The following is a 16,692-nucleotide window of genomic DNA, read 5'->3' as shown; positions in this document are numbered from 1 at the left end:
GCGTCATGCCCGAAGCCGACAATACACCTGCACAGCATAGCTCACCCATATTACCGCAATTGATTATTCTGACCGTATTTTGGATTGGTTTACAGCTGGTTGCCAGTTGGGTTAAGCCCGATTTTTCGCATGTGAGTCAGTATATTAGCGAAATTAATGCGACCGGTACTCAGGCGGCAGGCGTTTTGGGTTGGGTCGGTTTTATTCCGCTGGGCATGATAGCGGCGGGGTTGCTGTTAACGGCGCGCCCACACATACGAGTAAAAGGCGTTAGTCAGTTCGGCTGGTCGTTACTGTTTTTCTACCCGCTGGCTTATATTGGCAGCGCGTTGGCGCCTTGTGACACCGGCTGTCCGGTAGACGGCTCAAGCTCGCAGGCGATACATAACGGTATTGCCGTTATCAGTTACTTTGGTTTTGCGTTGGGGGCATTGTTATTGGCGCTGACGCCGAAAACCACCTGGCCGGTTCGCGCGGCTTTTGTATTATTAGCGTTTATTGTTGCCTTAGGCTTCCTGTTGATGACTTCGCCGGAGCTGACTGAGATTCGGGGCGCAGTACAGCGTTATGTTGAAGTGGCGCAATTAATTGTCTTCTGGCTGCTACTGTGGCTGAAAGATTCGCAGGCCAATGGCGGTCAAACAACGGGAGAGCAGCATGAGTAAATCTGTTCGTTTAAGCATTCAGGGCATGAACTGTGGGTCGTGCGCCGGTCGTGTAGACAAAGCGCTGAACGGATTAGAGGGTGTGGAAGCGTCGGTGAACCTGGCGTCGGACAGCGCCGAAGTGAGCTATGCTGACAAGCTATCCGTGGATGACTTGATTAAAGCGGTGCAGGACGCAGGCTACGACGCCCACGAAGTGGTTGATCGCGATAAACAAATGCGCGAACAGCGAGAGCAACAGGCAAAGGAAATGCGCACGTTAAAAGGCCAGTTATGGCTTTCCGCACTGCTGACGCTGCCGGTTTTTATACTGGCCATGGGCAACCATATGGTGCCGGTATTTTCCGAGTGGGTGCATAACTCACTGGGCTTACAGACCAGCTGGTGGATACAGTTAGTGCTTACTACCGTCGTACTGGCGGTTCCTGGCGCGCTTTTTTATAAACTGGGTATTCCTGCGTTATTCCGGGGGGCACCGGACATGAACTCATTGGTGGCTCTGGGCGCTACCGCAGCCTGGGGTTACTCGGTCGTGGCAACAATTGTTCCTTCGTGGCTGCCGAGTGAGTCAGTAAACGTTTACTTCGAAGCTTCTGCGGTTATTGTCACGCTGATATTGGCGGGGCGCTTTATGGAAGCGCGAGCCAAAAGCCATACATCAGATGCCATTCAGCGGCTTATGAGCCTGCAAAGCAAAACCGCCCGTGTGGTGCGGGACGGTGAGGTGACCGAAGTCGATATTGCTGAGCTGGGCAAAGGCGATGAAATTGAAGTGCGTCCGGGCGAGCGTATTGCGCTGGACGGCGAAGTGTCTTCCGGCGACAGCTACGTGAACGAAGCCATGATAACCGGAGAACCCGAGCCGGTGCATAAAGAGAAAGGCGACAAAGTGGTAGGCGGTACGCTTAATGAAAAAGGCACGCTGCGCTTTAAAGTAACGGCAACTGGTGAAGGCACGGTGCTGGCTCAGATCATCCGGATGGTCGAACAGGCTCAGGGCAGTAAATTGCCGATTCAGGACACGGTGAACCGTATTACCTTATGGTTTGTGCCGGCGGTCATGCTGGTGGCGCTGCTGACCTTTGTGGTGTGGTACTTTGCGGCCAGTGAGTCAGCACTCACATTCGCCTTGGTAAACGCGGTGGCCGTACTCATTATTGCCTGCCCCTGCGCTATGGGTCTGGCAACGCCCACGTCAATTATGGTGGGCACTGGACGTGGTGCAGAAATGGGCGTGTTGTTCCGTCAGGGCAGTGCTTTGCAGGCGTTGCAGCAGTCGAAAGGCGTTATTTTTGATAAAACTGGCACGCTAACAGAAGGTAAGCCAACCATTACTGACTGGGTAACCGTTGGCGACTTTAATGTAAAAGAGGTGCTGACCCTGGCGGCCTCGGTTGAAGCTAAGTCAGAACATCCGACCGCAGAAGCTTTGGTCAACTACGCCAAAGAGCAGGACATTAAAGTCAGCGAGCCTGACAGCTTTGAAGCCATTTCAGGTTTGGGTGCTACCGGTAAAGTCGATGGTAAAACGCTTTACATTGGTACCAGCGAGTTAATGCAGGACAACGGTATTGCGCTTAATAACGAACCTGATGACACGAAAAGCTGGTCTGAAAGTGGCCGCACACCCATTTACGTGGCGGTCGATGGAAAGCTGGCTGCGGTATTTACTCAGGATGATCCGATTAAGTCCAGCGCCAAAGAGCTGATTAAGCGCTTGCATGATGACGGCCTGAAAACGGCAATGGTCACAGGAGATGCCGAGTCTACTGCGAAGCGCATTGCCAAAGAATTAGGCATTGACGAAGTGATTGCTAACGTCAAACCCGATGGCAAAGTCGATGCCGTAAAACGCCTGAAAAAAGAGTGGGGGCAGGTGATATTTGTCGGGGATGGCATTAACGACGCACCGGCATTGGCCTCTGCGGACGTAGGGTTTGCTATCGGTACGGGTACTGACGTAGCCATTGAATCGGCCGATGTGGTACTGATGTCAGATAACTTGACCGTGGTGCAGCAGTCCTTCGCCTTGTCGGAAGCAACCATGCGCAACATTCGTCAGAACTTATTCTGGGCGTTTGCTTATAATACTGCGCTGATTCCTGTCGCGGCGGGCGTACTATATCCGTTTTTCGGGATTTTGCTGTCGCCGATGCTGGCGGCAGGTGCTATGGCGCTGTCCAGTGTCTTTGTTATAACCAACGCACTGCGTCTTAAAACGGTAAGCCTGGAGAAATAGTAAGGATGAAAGTTGGAGTTTTTGACAGCGGTGTCGGTGGCTTAACCGTAGCTCGCTCATTGCAGCAAAGCGGTTGTTTCAGCGAGCTGCTGTACTACGGAGACACTGCGCGAGTGCCATACGGTAGCAAGGACAGCAATACGGTCACGCGCTACGCGCTGGAAGCCGTGGAGTTTTTTAACGGCGCCGATGTAGATTGCCTGGTGGTAGCCTGTAATACCGTGAGTGTGACTGCGCTGGAGCAAATGCAGAAATTCTCTAATAAGCCGGTGTACGGCGTGCTGGAGCCGGGTGTTATGGCGCTGCAGCAATTGCAAGACGTTGATACCAGCGCCCGAGTACTGGTTATTGCTACGCGTTCAACCATAAATTCCGGTGCCTATCAGCAGCAGATACAAGCGTTGGGCTATAATCAGGTAGATGCCATGCCTACGCCGCTGTTTGTGCCTATTGTCGAAGAAGAGCTTTATGACGGACCGATACTGCAGGAAACCTTTAAGCATTATTTCAGCAAGCTTGAAAAGCCTGACGTGGTGTTGCTGGGCTGTACGCACTTTCCGCTGATAGCCGACAGCATTTCCAACTACTTCAACGGTGCCAAAACCATCCATTCCGGCGAGGCCATGCTGGCCTGGCTAAAGCAACACCTGGACTTAAGCGCCCAGTTTGAAAGCACACCACTGCACATCATAGCCACTGAAAACGTCGACGCCGTCAAACGCACCGCCACCCGCTGGGGCCTGAAGCTGTAGCTGAATGAGTGCTGAAGTTGAAAGGCTCTTGCGGAGGACGCCCACGAGTACGTCCCTGTAGGGCTTGTGCAGCGCCATCCATGGCGCTGCACACCTCCTCAAGAGCCTTTGCAACTGCCGGGCGCACTCATCCAGCTAATTCCTATACGGCCGTGGCTGTCGACACTCCACAAGCCACGAGTTCTTTCCTTTATCGCCTTTTGCCGCCAAAGCCTGCCCCTGGGATTAACTTCCTGCCTAAGATATTTGTGACAGATGAAAATGTGGGGTGGAGAGTGTGCTAACCTCATTAGCCGCTACACCTCGTAACCCATTACTTCTTATGCCTCTTTAATCCTTCTCTTATTTTCTCCTTCTGAAATGTAGCTATTCTCAATAGATAAAATGTCAATTTCCCGTATTGGGAATTTTATTGACAAAGCTTTATTCTTTCCCATGATGGGAAATTAGATTAGGGATAACTACGTTCATGAGAATTGTATCAAGGGCAACTCTTCGCGAGTTTTGGGAAAAGCCTAATTGCAGGGATGCAGAAACAATTTAGAGGTAAAGGTATGAATATAAAGCCTATAAAAACGGCTGAGGATCATCAAAAGGCTCTGGTTCGTATTGATGAGCTTTGGGATGCTGAACCAAATACAGAAGCGGCTGATGAACTCGATATTCTGGTGACTTTGGTCGAAGCGTACGAAGAAGCTAAGTATAAAATCGATGCGCCCGATCCTGTGGAAGCGATTAAATTCAGAATGGATCAGGAGGGCCTGAAAGATTCTGATTTGGTGCCATTTTTAGGTCAGAGGAGTCGGGTTAGTGAGGTTTTAAATCGGAAACGGCGTTTAACGCTGCCTATGATTCGACGACTCCATAGCGGCTTATATATACCTCTGGAATGCCTGGTTATGGATTACGAACTAGATCGAACTGAAGCTTGATGAGCGGTTGTTAAGGCGCATGTAAGCGTTACGAGTGTTGAAGGGCTTTATGTCAGAGTGTCGAAGGCCATGGATGGCCTTCGTCAAGCGTTCATGGATGAACTTGCAGCGTCTCTGGCATAACGGCCCTTAACGCTCCAGCGAAACATGTGACTCAACAGTCGCTTCCTCGATATCCCACCTGACATAAATGTCAGGCTACGTTAAACTAAGCGCTACTTTGGCTTTCAGGAGTTTGTACTTATGCCGCAGACGCAGCGCCCGCTTTATATTCCTTATTCTGGTCCGAATTTGTTGGAAACCCCGTTGCTGAACAAAGGCAGTGCGTTCAGTAAGGAAGAGCGCGCGGCGTTTAACCTGACGGGCTTGCTGCCGCCTCGCTATGAGAGCATTGAAGAGCAGGCTGAGCGGGCGTACATGCAGTATAAAAGCTTTGAAACGCCTTTGAATAAGCACATTTATCTGCGTGCTATTCAGGACAACAACGAAACCTTGTTCTATCGCTTACTGACGGATCATCTGGAAGAGATGATGCCAATCATCTACACCCCGACGGTGGGTGATGCTTGTGAAAAATTCTCGGATATTTACCGCAGCTCGCGTGGCTTGTTCATTTCGTATTCTGAACGCGACCAGCTGGACGATATTCTGCGCAACGCGACTAAGCAGAAGGTGAAGGTCATTGTCGTCACCGACGGCGAACGCATTCTTGGCTTAGGTGATCAGGGCATTGGTGGCATGGGCATTCCAATTGGTAAGCTGTCGCTGTATACCGCTTGTGGTGGTATTAGCCCTGCGTATACCTTGCCGGTGATGCTGGATGTAGGCACCAACAATGAAAAACTGCTGGAAGACCCAATGTACATGGGCGCGCGTCACAAGCGTATTAATCAGGAAGAGTATGATGAATTCCTGGATAAGTTCATTAAGGCAGTGACTAAGCGCTGGCCGGGTGTAATGCTGCAGTTTGAGGACTTTGCGCAGCCGAATGCAATGCCGCTGCTGCGTCGCTATCGTGATGAAGTCTGCTGCTTTAACGATGATATTCAGGGAACGGCGTCTGTCACTGTGGGTACTTTATTGGCGGCGTGTCGCCAGAAAGGTAAAAAGCTCAGCGAGCAGAAAGTGGTGTTTGTTGGTGCAGGCTCTGCGGGTTGTGGTATTGCTGAGCAGGTTATGATTCAAATGACTGCTGAGGGCTTAACGGAGGAGCAGGCGAAGAAGCAGATTTTCATGGTTGACCGTTATGGTTTGGTCATGGACACCATGGATGGTTTACGCGACTTCCAACAGGCGTTGGCGCAAAAAACTGACGATTTAAACGACTGGGAATACAGTGGTGACTACCCGTCGTTGCTGGATGTAATGCATTGTGCTGAGCCGGATATTCTCATTGGTGTGTCCGGGCAGGCTGGCTTGTTCACCGAGCAAGTGATTGAGGCTATGGCAAAAAATGTCGAGCGGCCTATTATTTTCCCATTAAGCAACCCGTCTAAACACGTGGAGGCGCATCCGGCTGATGTTCTTAAATGGACGAAAGGCAAGGCAATTGTTGCGACCGGTAGCCCCTTTGGCGAGGTTGAGTATGACGGTCAGTTGTATCCGATAGCGCAGTGTAACAACAGTTACATTTTTCCGGGCATTGGTCTGGGTGTGTTGTCGGTTAAGGCGCGTCTGGTTAGCGATGAAATGCTACGTGTGGCCAGTAAAACGCTGGCTCAGGCCTCTCCGAGCGCAAACGGTAAAGGTGACGCGCTATTGCCGGCTTTCAATGACTTAACCCAACTTAGCAAAGACATTGCGTTTGCGGTGGGTAAAGTGGCTCAGCGGGAAGGCCTGGCGCTGGAAATTGATGACGATACGCTGCGTGAGCGCATCGACAACAATTTCTGGAAACCGGAATACCGCTTTTATAAGCGTGTCAGCATTTAAGCGTGTGCGCTGTCGATGGCCTGTTGTAAGTCTTTCAGCAGGTCGTCGGCGCTTTCGATACCGACCGACAAACGCAATAAGTCTGAAGGAACCGGGGTGTCTGGTCCTTCAATACTGGCGCGGTGCTCAATTAGACTCTCTACGCCACCTAATGACGTAGCGCGATGCCAAAGCTGAGTTTGCGCAGCAACGGCAATAGCGGCTTTCTCTCCACCCGCCAGACGAATAGACAACATACCGCCAAAGCCTCCCTGCATTTGCTTAGCGGCGACCTCATGCCCGGCAAAGCTTTTAAGGCCCGGATACAGGACTTCGGTGACGTTAGGGTGTTGTTCTAACTGCTCAGCAATGTACAGCGCATTTTGACAGCTCTCGCGCACTCGTAAAAATAAGGTACGCATGCCGCGCAGCAGCTGGGACGCATCTTGAGGACTAGGTACTGCACCACTTTGCGCGCGAATAGCCACTAACCGCTGCCAGAACTCATTGTTTTCCCGCGCCGCCAACGCACCAGAAATAACATCAGAGTGACCGTTTAGATATTTGGTGGCTGAATGCATGACAATATCGGCACCTAAATCCAGCGGCTTAGTGAGTAATGGTGTCGCAACGGTGGAGTCTACCGCAAGTAGGGCTCCGCAATTTTTTGCAATAGCCGACACCGCTTCTATATCGGTGACTGTCCACAGCGGGTTCCCTGGTGTTTCTAACCAAATAAGAGTCGGTGCTTTCTCATTGACTGACTCTTGCAACTCTTCGAGGTTACTCGTGTCTACAAAACGTATGTGTAATTCGGCGTCCTGACCAAAGGTTTTCAGCCACTGGCGCAGCGCCCAGTACATCACCTTAGGTGCTATAATAGAGTCACCGGGTTTTAAGGCTTGAAAGACCGCTGTTGCGGCTGCCATACCAGAGGCAAATAAGCGGGCATCAACAGCGTTTTCGAGCTCTGCTAACAATTTTTCAGCAGGGCGATAGGTTGGGTTGTCAGCTCTGGAATACACCAAACCGGAGCGGTACTGGTTATCGCTGTCGCGTAGATAGGTGGTAGATGTGTATACTGGTGGAATAATAGATACATCTTTTATGTATTTATTGGTTCCGCCTTGTGCGAGCACAGACTGTGATGAAAAACGTGTTGTCGTCATAGAAGTCTCGTAAGGTTATCGTGTAAATATCTCGTACAAAGTAATCTCAATGCGAGATTTTACGTAATAAGGAAGTAGTTCGTTTCATCCTACATGAAGGAGTATTGTAATGCGTTATATTTTGTCTTTATTAGCAGGTTCATTGTTGTTTGTCGCAAACGCAGCGCAAGCTAACGAATGTGAACTCACTATTGATAGTAACGACAACATGAGGTTTGATAAAAAGGAGCTATCAGTTCCTGCCAGCTGTAGCGAAGTAACTTTAACTCTGACGCACTCAGGTAAGTTGGACAAAAAAGTTATGGGACACAACTGGGTATTAAGTGAAGCGGGTGACATGCAGTCGGTCGTGCAGCAAGGAATGTCAGCAGGTTTGGAAAATAATTATGTGCCTGAGTCTGACGCAGTGATTGCGGCAACCGACGTTGTTGGTGGAGGTGAAGAAACCTCAGTGACGTTCTCTACCGAGGGTATGAGCGCTGACGGCGAGTACAAGTTCTTTTGTACCTTCCCGGGTCACTCAGCCATTATGCAAGGTACATTCTCTATTAAGTAACTGTTAATAGCAGAATTACCAACACAATGAGATGATACAGCTGCAGCCATTGGGCTGCAGTTTTTTTGGAGTTAACCGAAGTTTATGAAGCATTTTTTGTCGATTGCAGTATTGGGTTTGTTGTCTGTTTTTATGTATGCGAGTGCAGCGCAAGCTCAACAGTTTGGATCTCGTGAAGCTTTGGTATTGGTTGAGCCTGTGAAGTTTGAGCAGGAGAAAAACCGAGTTGAAGCGGTGGGAACGGCGGAAGCAGCACGTTCTATCACTATTTATCCGGCGGTGGGCGACCGTGTGGTCGCGGTATATTTCGAGCCCGGACAAGTAGTGGAAGAAGGTGAGCTTTTGGTCGAGCTGGATGCAAGACGACAAAAAGTAGCGGTTGAGCAAGCGCAAATCAACTTAAGAGATGCGCAGCGCACTGTTGAGCGTTTGCGCGAAAGTCATGAGCGCGGCGCAGTGCCCCAGTCAGAGCTTGATAATGCGGTACTGCTAAGAGACTTAGCTCGTGTCGAATTAGATAATGCCAAAATTGAGCTGGAAGACCGCTTTATTCGTGCACCCTTTGAAGGTGTCATAGGCATTACCGACGTGGAAGTGGGCGATCGCATTGACGAGCAAACGGCGATTGCGACCTTGGATGATCGCTCCTCGTTATTAATTGATTTCAAAATTCCTGAAGCGGCGGTGTCGCTATTGGGTGAAGGTGCCGAGCTTAAAGTGCAACCCTGGCGTTATTCAGGGCAACCAGTGACGGCAGAAATTGTTGAAATGGACTCGCGGATTAATCCGCAAACCCGGATGTATCGGGCCCGAGCACGCATCAATAATGAAAATGATGATTTTCTGCCGGGTACTAGCTTCCGTACGTCTATTTCTCTTGCTGGTCAGGAGTTCGCAGCAATTCCAGAAGCGGCCTTGTCCTGGGGAGTGAACAGCCCGTTTGTCTGGGTGGTTGAAGGCAAAAATGCGAAGCGCGTGGAAGTGCAAATTGAGCAGCGTTTAGCGGGTCGAGTATTAGTCTCAGGCAATATTCATCGAGACGACTTGCTAATTGTTGAGGGTGTGCAGAGCTTACGTGATGGGCAGCCGGTTAAGTTTGATCGCACTACTTTGGATGACGGCGGGGAGCTTAGCGAATAATGTCTGATAAGCAACTCGATACGCATACTGATACCAACGACTTGCCGTCGGTGTCTATCCGCCGACCTGTATTGATTGTTGTACTCAATATTCTGATTGCCATTGCCGGGATAGCGGCACTGATGGGTGTTGAAGTGCGTGAGCTGCCCGATGTTGACCGACCTGTCGTTGGTGTGAGTGCTTCTCTGCCCGGCGGTGCGCCAGAAACCGTCGATGCCGAAGTGACCAGTATTCTGGAAGGCGCAGCAGCGCGTGTTTCGGGTGTCAGAAATATTAATTCGCAAAGTGAAGAAAACAGCGCCCGTATCTCCATTGAATTTAACCCGGGGGTTGACCTGGATGTGGTTGCGGCGGAAGTTCGTGAAGCAGTGAACCAGGTTCGCAGAGAGCTCCCCGATGACGTTGAACAAGTTAACGTTCGCAAGGCTGACAATGACGCACGCTCGGTACTGGATATTGCAGTCAGCAGCGAAACTTTAACGCTTGAACAGTTAACACGCCGACTCGAGACTGACTTATCACCTGAGTTTTTGGCCATAAATGGGGTGGCTGATGTGCGCTTAAATGGTGATCGTGAACGGGTTATGCGGGTGGATCTGAATCCACTGAAACTGGTGAGCTTTGGTATTTCGGTCACTGATGTTGCCGATGCGCTACGTCAGGCGCCTTTTGATGTGCCCGCAGGCAGTTTGAAGTCGACGGATCAGCGGCTGATTATTCGCGCCGATGCGACGGCAATAAACGAAGAGCAAGTCGAGAATATTATTATTCAGGACGACATTCGTGTGGGTGATGTCGCACAGGCGTATTTTGCGCCGTCGGATGCCAGCAGCTTCGTGCGCTTGGACGGAAAACCTGTGGTAGGCTTGGGGGTTATTCGCCAGGCGGGCTCTAACACCATTGAAATTTCCGACCGGGCCATTCAGGTACTGGAGCGCCTGCGCGATCGCTTCCCGGATATGGAAATGACCATTACCAATGACGATGCGCAGTTTATCCGTAAGTCGGTTGCTGAGGTTGTCACTACTCTGGCGATAACCATTGCGTTGGTGATCGGCACATTGTGGGTATTCATTGGCTCATTCCGGGCGACCATTATTCCGGCTTTGTCGATACCCGTTGCATTGTTTGGTGCTGTTGCTGCCATATGGCTGATGGGCTTTTCGGTCAACATATTGACCTTGTTGGCACTGGTTCTGGCCACTGGTTTGATTGTTGATGACGCCATTGTTGTCACGGAGAATATTCAGCGACGCCGTAATATGGGGCTCGGCAGTCGCGCCGCAGCGGTCCTGGCGACGCGAGAAGTGTTCTTCGCGGTGGTTGCGACGACAGCGGTTCTGGTTGCCGTATTTGTACCCATTGCGTTTTTACCGTCAACTGCAGGCCGTTTGTTCCGGGAGTTTGGCGGAGTGCTTGCAGCGGCCGTCGTTATTTCTTCTTTCGTGGCACTGTCTTTAGTACCGGCATTTACGGCGCGTTTGCCTAAATCTGCCGGTAAAACCAATATCTTCGGCGGTATTGGCCACAAGTTCAAAGGATTCTACCAACGAACCCTTCATAAGGCGCTGAACGCCAGCTGGGTTGTTGGCGTAGTGTCGTTACTGGCTGCCGGCGGTGGCGTGGTGCTATTCGACCAAATTAATAGTGAGCTCATGCCCGATGAAGACCGCGGTGCGGTAAGAGTCTTTGCGCGAGGACCGGACGGTGTCGGTGTTAAGTTTATGGACCGGCAGGCGCGTCAACTTGAAGAAATCTTACTCGAATATAAAGAAAGCGGTGATATTGAGTCCATTTATACCGTGGTTGGTCAGTGGGACCCGAACATTGTCTTTATCAGTGCGAACCTGAAGCCGTGGGAAGAGCGGGACATTAGTCAGCAGGAGATCATTGAGAATATTCGGGAGCCATTAAGCCAGGTACCGGGCGCACCGGGCCGAGCCTTTGGTGACAATAGCCTGAATTTGCGAGGCCAGGGCGGTGGCATTGAAATGGCTATCACGGGTGAAAATTATGATGACATCTTTAAAGTTGCGCGTGAGTTTACCGCTGAAGTTGAGCGACAGATTCCGGAAATGGGCAACTTAAATGTGTCGTATCAGCCTACACAGCCTCAGTTGCGCGTGAAAATTGATCGTCGCCGGGCCGCGGAGCTGGGCGTTTCGCTCAGCGACATATCCTCGACATTGCGCGCCGCTATTGATGGCGATGATGTTGCCGACCTAAACGTCGGTGACCAGCAAATTCCACTGATGCTGCGCACTCGTAACAATATTATTCAGTCGCCACAAGACATGCAGAACCTGTATGTTTCTTCAAGCGATGGTGGCTTAGTGCCAATTTCCAGTGTCTCGGAAATTGTTGAAGAGGGTGTGTCGGCAGAACTTGAGCGTCAGGCACAGCGTCGTGCCATAGAAATTGACGGTGACTTACCGGAAGAATTGCCTATGTCTGAAGCCGTAGAGCAGTTGCGTGCGGTTGCACAGGATGTATTGCCAGACGGTATGGGCTTGGTGTTCTTAGGCGAAGCATCGACCTTTGAGGATACTTCTCAGGAAGTGGCAATGACGTACATTTTGGCGTTTCTGATTGTTCTGCTGGTATTGGCGGCACAATTCGAGTCGGTGAACAGTGCGGTGGTGGTTATGTTGACTGTGCCCTTTGGTATTGCTGCGGCGATTTACGCGTTGTTCTTAACCGGCACCTCAATGAACATCTATTCGCAAATCGGTTTAGTCATGCTGATAGGCTTGCTGGCGAAGAACTCCGTATTATTAGTGGAGTTTGCCGACCAATTGCGTGACCGTGGACTTAGTGTTCGCAAGGCCATAGAGGAAGCCGCGCTGATACGTCTACGTCCGATTATGATGACCCTGGTGTCGACCATTTTAGGTGGTTTACCGCTGATATTGTCAGCCGGTGCTGGGGCAGAAGCTCGGAACTCCATTGGTTGGGTGGTATTTGGTGGCTTAGGTTTAGCCACGCTGTTTACCTTGTACCTAACGCCGGTACTTTACTTGTGGTTAGCCCGCTTCACTAAACCTCGCGCTGACGAAGCCTCGCGCCTTGAAAAAGAAATGCAAGAAGCAAGGTAGCCTGCTGTTGCAACACTGTACCTGACGTTATTTAAGTCAGGTACGGTTCTTGTTTTATGCTATAATAGTAACAAATTTTCGTTATAAAAGACCATTTTTGCTACTATTATGACACTCCAGTTAAACACAGCGTTTGACACGCAACTAGATTTAAAGCGCTACATAAAGCAGTGCAGGAAAGCTCAGAAGCTTTCGGTAGAGGCATTGGCGGATAAGTCGGGCGTGCCGTATGGGACTATTCGTAAGTTTGAGAGCACCGGGAATATCTCGTTACGCCAATTCCTCATGTTGGTGGAAGCATTGGGTGATCTCAACAAGCTGCGCGAATTTCTGAAACAGGAAGAGAATCCAAAAACGATAGAAGAGGTTCTGAACAATGCTTGAAACACCTCTTCAGGTAAAAAGAACACTGACAACCGGTCAGTGTATCGACGTTGGAACCTTGGCTGAAAATAAAACCGGCGTGTACTTTCAGTACGATAAAGAGTACCTGCAGCGTCGAAGCGCGTCATTAGCACCGTTCAATTTAGCCTTTTCGAGGGAGCTTCAAAAGGCACCTAAACAACCTCATTATGGGTTGCATGGTGTTTTCGCTGATAGCTTGCCGGACGGTTGGGGGCTTTACCTACTCGATAGGGTACTACGAAAGAACGGGTTTAACCCTCAAAGGGTCAGTGCACTTGAACGTTTAGCCGTTATTGGCGGAAATTGCCTGGGCGCGTTGTCGTATCAACCACAAACCTCGCTTAATAAGTCTCGAATAGAAGATGTAGCTTTGACTGCTTTGGGAAAAGAAGCGGTAAAAGAGTTTGAGGGAACGGAAACCGAGCTCATTGATCACTTACAAACTGCCGGTGGTTCTGGAGGTGCGCGACCGAAACTAAATGCCACATTGATGGAAAACGGAAAGTACTCGACGGATCCTGCTGCATCGGGAAAAAAGCTGATCATCAAGTTAACCTCGGAGAAGTTTTTACTTAAGCATGAAGAAAGCCTCGTTGAATCTATTTACTTGACCATTGCAAAGAAAGTAGGCATAGAAGTTCCTGAATTTAGTTTATTTGATGCCGGTGACGGGCAGTTCTGGTTACAACAAATACGATTTGACTGTGTTAATCATCAACGAAGAAGCCATGGTCGTTACCATATGATTTCGGCGTGTGGTTTGCTCGACGCATCCTTTAGAGAACCGTCTTTAGACTACGTCGATTTGGTTAAAGCAACGAGGTTGCTATGTGGTGTTGATGACGCCAAAAAGCTTGTAAAGCGGATGTTGTTCAATTACATAATGGTAAACCAGGATGATCACTCGAAGAATTTCAGCTTCCTGGCGGATGATGAAGATAACTGGCAGCTCTCACCATGCTACGACATTGTATACAGCCCATCGCCATACGAAGAGCACATGACAGCTTTTAACGGCAATGGTCGCTTTCCCGATAAAGAAGCGCTCGAGATAATAGCTGCCCAGGCTGGTTTTAAAGATGTGAAGCCTGTTAATAAAATGATCGAGGAAATCGCAGAGGCCGCTATGTCTTTTGCTACTGAAGCGGAGCGTGTCGGTGTATCAAATACACTGATAAAAACAATAACGGAAGATGTAAAAAAGCGTATTTCAGCGATTAATTAACGCCCCAACGGCGGCGGATTTGATCAAGTTCGCCGCTGTTTTCTAACGCTTCCAGGGCTTCATTCAGTTGATTCAGTAATTCGTCGTTACCGGCTTTTACGGAAAAACCAACAGGCACTGTTATCTTGGGTTGCCATAAAATGTTTACATCAATATCAAGTTGCTGTTCCAGGTAAAGGCCGACTGCCTCCGGCATGATAACGGCTTCCACTTCACCTACCGCCAACTGGCTCATTGCTTCGGCTTTTGACGACGCCTGATTAATGCGAATGGCGTTATGCAGGCCAATGTCTTGCAAGTGGGCTTCCAATACCGAATGCCGGTCTCCACTAATTCGTTTGCCGACCAACCCGCGTACTGATTCAGGACTGCTTTCATTGTCTAATACAAACAAAGTGGTGACGCGACTGTAATAGGGACTGGAAAAGTCAAAGTACTGGCGACGAATGGTGGTTTGCTCCATGCCCATTGCCATGTCGAGCTCGCCGAAACGCATTAAACTGACCACATTGTCCCAGTCATATTGATGCAGTGTGTATTCTTTATCCAAATACTTGAACACCGCTTTTGTGACATCCACATCAAACCCCACTATGTCGCCATTTTCAGAAAACTGATACGGCGGGTAGCCGGTCGCTAAACCAATGTCTTCAGCGTGACTAAACGCTGAAAAGCTTAGGCTTAAAACGGCCGTTAGGGTGAGTGTGGAAAGTCTGCTCATTTAGTGTCCTGTTACGGAAAGTTTCGCCTTTATATAGTCAGCGTGGCTTATGTACAACAAATCGGCAAGCTTGCGAAGCATTGCTTCTTCGTGCGGATCAAGTTCATTATCAGTGTAGGCAACAGCCCACAAACTTTCCAATAATTGGACTTTTTCGCTGTATTCGAGCGCTTTTAGAGGTGCGGTAAAATCGTGCAGAGAAGCGGCTTCTTTTACTGCTTCTACGGCTTTTTCTACAGCGCTTTCAGCAGCACTCCCTTCAAGTTGATATTCGTTTTTCAAGTCCGCTAGCAGATACTCTCGCTCTTCATTCGACAAGACACCATCGGCGAGGCTAATTTCAGTCATGAGTATGAGTGATAAAAACGCCTCGTCGCTGAGACCTTCTGCATGATACTGCTTCGTCTGCTCCGCTGCTGGAGCAACATTAAAAAAGCTTTGTAAGGCTTTAAGCATACAACATCCTACTTCTCTAAATTGGGTAAATAAAAGGAAAACACCGTGCCTTCCCCCGGTGTCGATTGGACGTCAATTTCGCCCTTAAGTTTCTGTGTCACCAGGTTATAAACAATAGAGAGTCCAAGTCCTGAACCACCGTTGTGTCGAGAGGTGGTGAAAAAGGGCTCGAAAATATCTTTCAGCGTTTGTGGCTCGATGCCCTTACCGTTGTCGGTAAAGGTAAATTGCACGCCGTCTTTTGCTGGCTCTGCCGCAATGGTAATACAGTGGTTGTCATCGGGCTCTGAGAAAGCGTGCTCATCCGTGTTGCTGATTAAATTCGTAACGATTTGAGCCAGCGCACCCTGATAGGTCAGTAAGGACGTTGACTCTTCACAGCTTATATCAATACTGACTTTCTTCTTTTTCACCATGGGCTTCAGGCTTAAAGTGAGCGCATGTAAATAATTTTTCAGTTGGCAGTCCACCAGCTCAAAGCTGGACTGATCCACCGCGGTTTTTTTAAAGTTCTGTATGAGCGTGGCGGATCGCTCGAGGTTATTATTCAATAAATCATAAGCTTCAAAGGTATCGTCAATAAACTGGTTCAGCTGCTTTTTCGAAATAGAGCCTTCGGTAAAGGCTTGTTGCAGCTTTTTTAAACGATGCTCACAATGAGTGACTGCGGTCACCGAAATGCCTAATGGTGTATTCACCTCGTGCGCAACGCCGGCCACTAGCTTACCCAGAGCCGCCATTTTTTCAGTTTCAATGAGTCGCTCTTGTGCTTGTTTAAAGTTATCAAGTGCCTTGGTTAACGACTCTGTGCGTTCTGCAACAATATTCTCTAGTTGCTCGTTCTGGCGAATCAGTAGCTGCTCAAATCGCTCGCGCTCTGCCGCACTGACTGCGCGCCCATAAATGTCGGCGAGAACCCCCACAAAAGCGACTTCGTCTGGTGTCCAGCTGCGGTGTTCTTTGCGTGTTTCGCAGCACATGACCCCAATCATTTCCCCTTTGTGGCGCAGGGGGACATCAAGTAACCCGTAAATACCATACTCGGGTAAATAGCGAGGTGCGAGCTCCGCGGTAATAGGGTTATTGCGCGCATCGTTGGCGATAATGGTGCGCTCTGTTTCAAGGACGTCAAAGTAAGACGGTAATTCAGCCTTTCTCAGTACCGGCGTTTCAGTGTCCTTACGTAACGTATCAATTAAAGCGGTCGCCACCATGCTTTGCTTGTCGGGTTGCAACTCCCAGATACTGACTCGGGTTATATCCAAACCTTTCAGAGCGGAGTCTAAAATAAGCTGAGATGCTCGAGCTAAGTTGCCACCGTCAATTTCCGGTGAACGTGACACCTCCAGCAAAATATTTTCCAGTGACTCTTTCATTGTTTAGCCAGTTGTTGAATACCCGTTAACTATAACGCAATGAAATACTT

14 protein-coding genes are annotated in these 16,692 nt (G+C 49.5%); 10 read left to right on the top strand and 4 right to left on the bottom strand.

What is annotated here, in order from left to right:
• Window positions 1-5 precede the first annotated feature (5 nt).
• The 5 genes from CWI73_RS11615 to CWI73_RS11595 all read left to right on the top strand — a co-directional run bounded on the left by CWI73_RS11615 (window position 6) and on the right by CWI73_RS11595 (window position 6,520).
• Window positions 6-665: a DUF998 domain-containing protein gene (locus CWI73_RS11615; protein ID WP_126752933.1), complete on the top strand. Its 660-nt coding sequence runs from the start codon at window positions 6-8 to the stop codon at window positions 663-665.
• A complete protein-coding gene (locus tag CWI73_RS11610) occupies window positions 658-2,904 on the top strand; it encodes a heavy metal translocating P-type ATPase (protein WP_126752932.1) in 2,247 nt (748 codons plus the stop codon). The genes CWI73_RS11615 and CWI73_RS11610 overlap by 8 nt, the downstream gene beginning before the upstream one ends.
• 5 nt (window positions 2,905-2,909) lie before the next feature.
• Window positions 2,910-3,656 (top strand): glutamate racemase, encoded by a 747-nt coding sequence (gene murI, locus CWI73_RS11605; RefSeq protein ID WP_126752931.1) that lies wholly within the window; start codon window positions 2,910-2,912, stop codon window positions 3,654-3,656.
• A gap of 554 nt (window positions 3,657-4,210) precedes the next feature.
• Entirely contained in the window at window positions 4,211-4,588 is a 378-nt protein-coding gene (locus CWI73_RS11600) for a helix-turn-helix domain-containing protein (protein WP_126752930.1), read from the top strand.
• 243 nt (window positions 4,589-4,831) lie between these two features.
• Window positions 4,832-6,520, top strand: a complete 1,689-nt coding sequence (locus tag CWI73_RS11595; RefSeq protein WP_126752929.1) for an NAD-dependent malic enzyme — start codon at window positions 4,832-4,834, stop codon at window positions 6,518-6,520.
• Here CWI73_RS11595 and CWI73_RS11590 read toward each other — a convergent pair.
• Complete coding sequence (locus CWI73_RS11590) at window positions 6,517-7,668, bottom strand: trans-sulfuration enzyme family protein (protein ID WP_126752928.1); 1,152 nt, start codon at window positions 7,666-7,668, stop codon at window positions 6,517-6,519. The two genes, CWI73_RS11595 and CWI73_RS11590, sit on opposite strands and share 4 nt — an antisense overlap.
• A gap of 109 nt (window positions 7,669-7,777) precedes the next feature.
• Between CWI73_RS11590 and azu the strand changes: the two genes are divergently transcribed.
• The 5 genes from azu (at window position 7,778) to CWI73_RS11565 (ending at window position 14,089) form a co-directional block, all read left to right on the top strand.
• Window positions 7,778-8,224, top strand: coding sequence for an azurin (gene azu, locus CWI73_RS11585; RefSeq protein WP_126752927.1), 447 nt, complete (start codon window positions 7,778-7,780; stop codon window positions 8,222-8,224).
• An 84-nt stretch (window positions 8,225-8,308) separates the two neighbouring features.
• Window positions 8,309-9,364, top strand: coding sequence for an efflux RND transporter periplasmic adaptor subunit (locus CWI73_RS11580; protein WP_126752926.1), 1,056 nt, complete (start codon window positions 8,309-8,311; stop codon window positions 9,362-9,364).
• On the top strand, window positions 9,364-12,459 hold the full coding sequence (locus tag CWI73_RS11575; RefSeq protein ID WP_126752925.1) for an efflux RND transporter permease subunit: 3,096 nt from the start codon (window positions 9,364-9,366) through the stop codon (window positions 12,457-12,459). The genes CWI73_RS11580 and CWI73_RS11575 overlap by 1 nt, the downstream gene beginning before the upstream one ends.
• Window positions 12,460-12,567: 108 nt before the next feature.
• Window positions 12,568-12,843, top strand: a complete 276-nt coding sequence (locus CWI73_RS11570; RefSeq protein ID WP_126752924.1) for a helix-turn-helix domain-containing protein — start codon at window positions 12,568-12,570, stop codon at window positions 12,841-12,843.
• Window positions 12,836-14,089, top strand: a complete 1,254-nt coding sequence (locus CWI73_RS11565) for a type II toxin-antitoxin system HipA family toxin (protein ID WP_126752923.1) — start codon at window positions 12,836-12,838, stop codon at window positions 14,087-14,089. Before CWI73_RS11570 ends, CWI73_RS11565 begins: the two co-directional genes overlap by 8 nt.
• Here CWI73_RS11565 and CWI73_RS11560 read toward each other — a convergent pair.
• From CWI73_RS11560 to CWI73_RS11550, 3 genes are read right to left on the bottom strand one after another with little or no spacing between them, the layout of a single operon-like run.
• Window positions 14,082-14,810, bottom strand: coding sequence for a transporter substrate-binding domain-containing protein (locus CWI73_RS11560; protein ID WP_126752922.1), 729 nt, complete (start codon window positions 14,808-14,810; stop codon window positions 14,082-14,084). The two genes, CWI73_RS11565 and CWI73_RS11560, sit on opposite strands and share 8 nt — an antisense overlap.
• Window positions 14,811-15,266, bottom strand: coding sequence for a tellurite resistance TerB family protein (locus CWI73_RS11555; protein ID WP_126752921.1), 456 nt, complete (start codon window positions 15,264-15,266; stop codon window positions 14,811-14,813).
• A gap of 8 nt (window positions 15,267-15,274) precedes the next feature.
• The gene (locus CWI73_RS11550; protein ID WP_126752920.1) at window positions 15,275-16,642 is read right to left on the bottom strand and encodes a sensor histidine kinase; all 1,368 of its coding nucleotides are present in this window, start codon (window positions 16,640-16,642) and stop codon (window positions 15,275-15,277) included.
• Window positions 16,643-16,692 lie beyond the last annotated feature (50 nt).

This window comes from Idiomarina piscisalsi, assembly GCF_003987095.1.
Lineage (GTDB): Bacteria > Pseudomonadota > Gammaproteobacteria > Enterobacterales > Alteromonadaceae > Idiomarina > Idiomarina piscisalsi.
The sequence above is the reverse complement of the archived record's forward strand: the minus strand, read 5'-3'. Positions and strand labels throughout refer to the sequence as shown.

Bases quoted from the DNA above. Each gene is read 5' to 3' on its own strand.
- murI (WP_126752931.1), top strand. From the start codon at position 2,910: ATGAAAGTTGGAGTTTTTGACAGCGGTGTCGGTGGCTTAACCGTAGCT.
- CWI73_RS11610 (WP_126752932.1), top strand. From the start codon at position 658: ATGAGTAAATCTGTTCGTTTAAGCATTCAGGGCATGAACTGTGGGTCG.
- CWI73_RS11580 (WP_126752926.1), top strand. From the start codon at position 8,309: ATGAAGCATTTTTTGTCGATTGCAGTATTGGGTTTGTTGTCTGTTTTT.
- CWI73_RS11590 (WP_126752928.1), bottom strand. From the start codon at position 7,668: ATGACGACAACACGTTTTTCATCACAGTCTGTGCTCGCACAAGGCGGA.
- CWI73_RS11560 (WP_126752922.1), bottom strand. From the start codon at position 14,810: ATGAGCAGACTTTCCACACTCACCCTAACGGCCGTTTTAAGCCTAAGC.
- CWI73_RS11570 (WP_126752924.1), top strand. From the start codon at position 12,568: ATGACACTCCAGTTAAACACAGCGTTTGACACGCAACTAGATTTAAAG.
- CWI73_RS11595 (WP_126752929.1), top strand. From the start codon at position 4,832: ATGCCGCAGACGCAGCGCCCGCTTTATATTCCTTATTCTGGTCCGAAT.
- CWI73_RS11600 (WP_126752930.1), top strand. From the start codon at position 4,211: ATGAATATAAAGCCTATAAAAACGGCTGAGGATCATCAAAAGGCTCTG.
- CWI73_RS11615 (WP_126752933.1), top strand. From the start codon at position 6: ATGCCCGAAGCCGACAATACACCTGCACAGCATAGCTCACCCATATTA.
- CWI73_RS11550 (WP_126752920.1), bottom strand. From the start codon at position 16,642: ATGAAAGAGTCACTGGAAAATATTTTGCTGGAGGTGTCACGTTCACCG.
- CWI73_RS11575 (WP_126752925.1), top strand. From the start codon at position 9,364: ATGTCTGATAAGCAACTCGATACGCATACTGATACCAACGACTTGCCG.
- CWI73_RS11565 (WP_126752923.1), top strand. From the start codon at position 12,836: ATGCTTGAAACACCTCTTCAGGTAAAAAGAACACTGACAACCGGTCAG.
- CWI73_RS11555 (WP_126752921.1), bottom strand. From the start codon at position 15,266: ATGCTTAAAGCCTTACAAAGCTTTTTTAATGTTGCTCCAGCAGCGGAG.
- azu (WP_126752927.1), top strand. From the start codon at position 7,778: ATGCGTTATATTTTGTCTTTATTAGCAGGTTCATTGTTGTTTGTCGCA.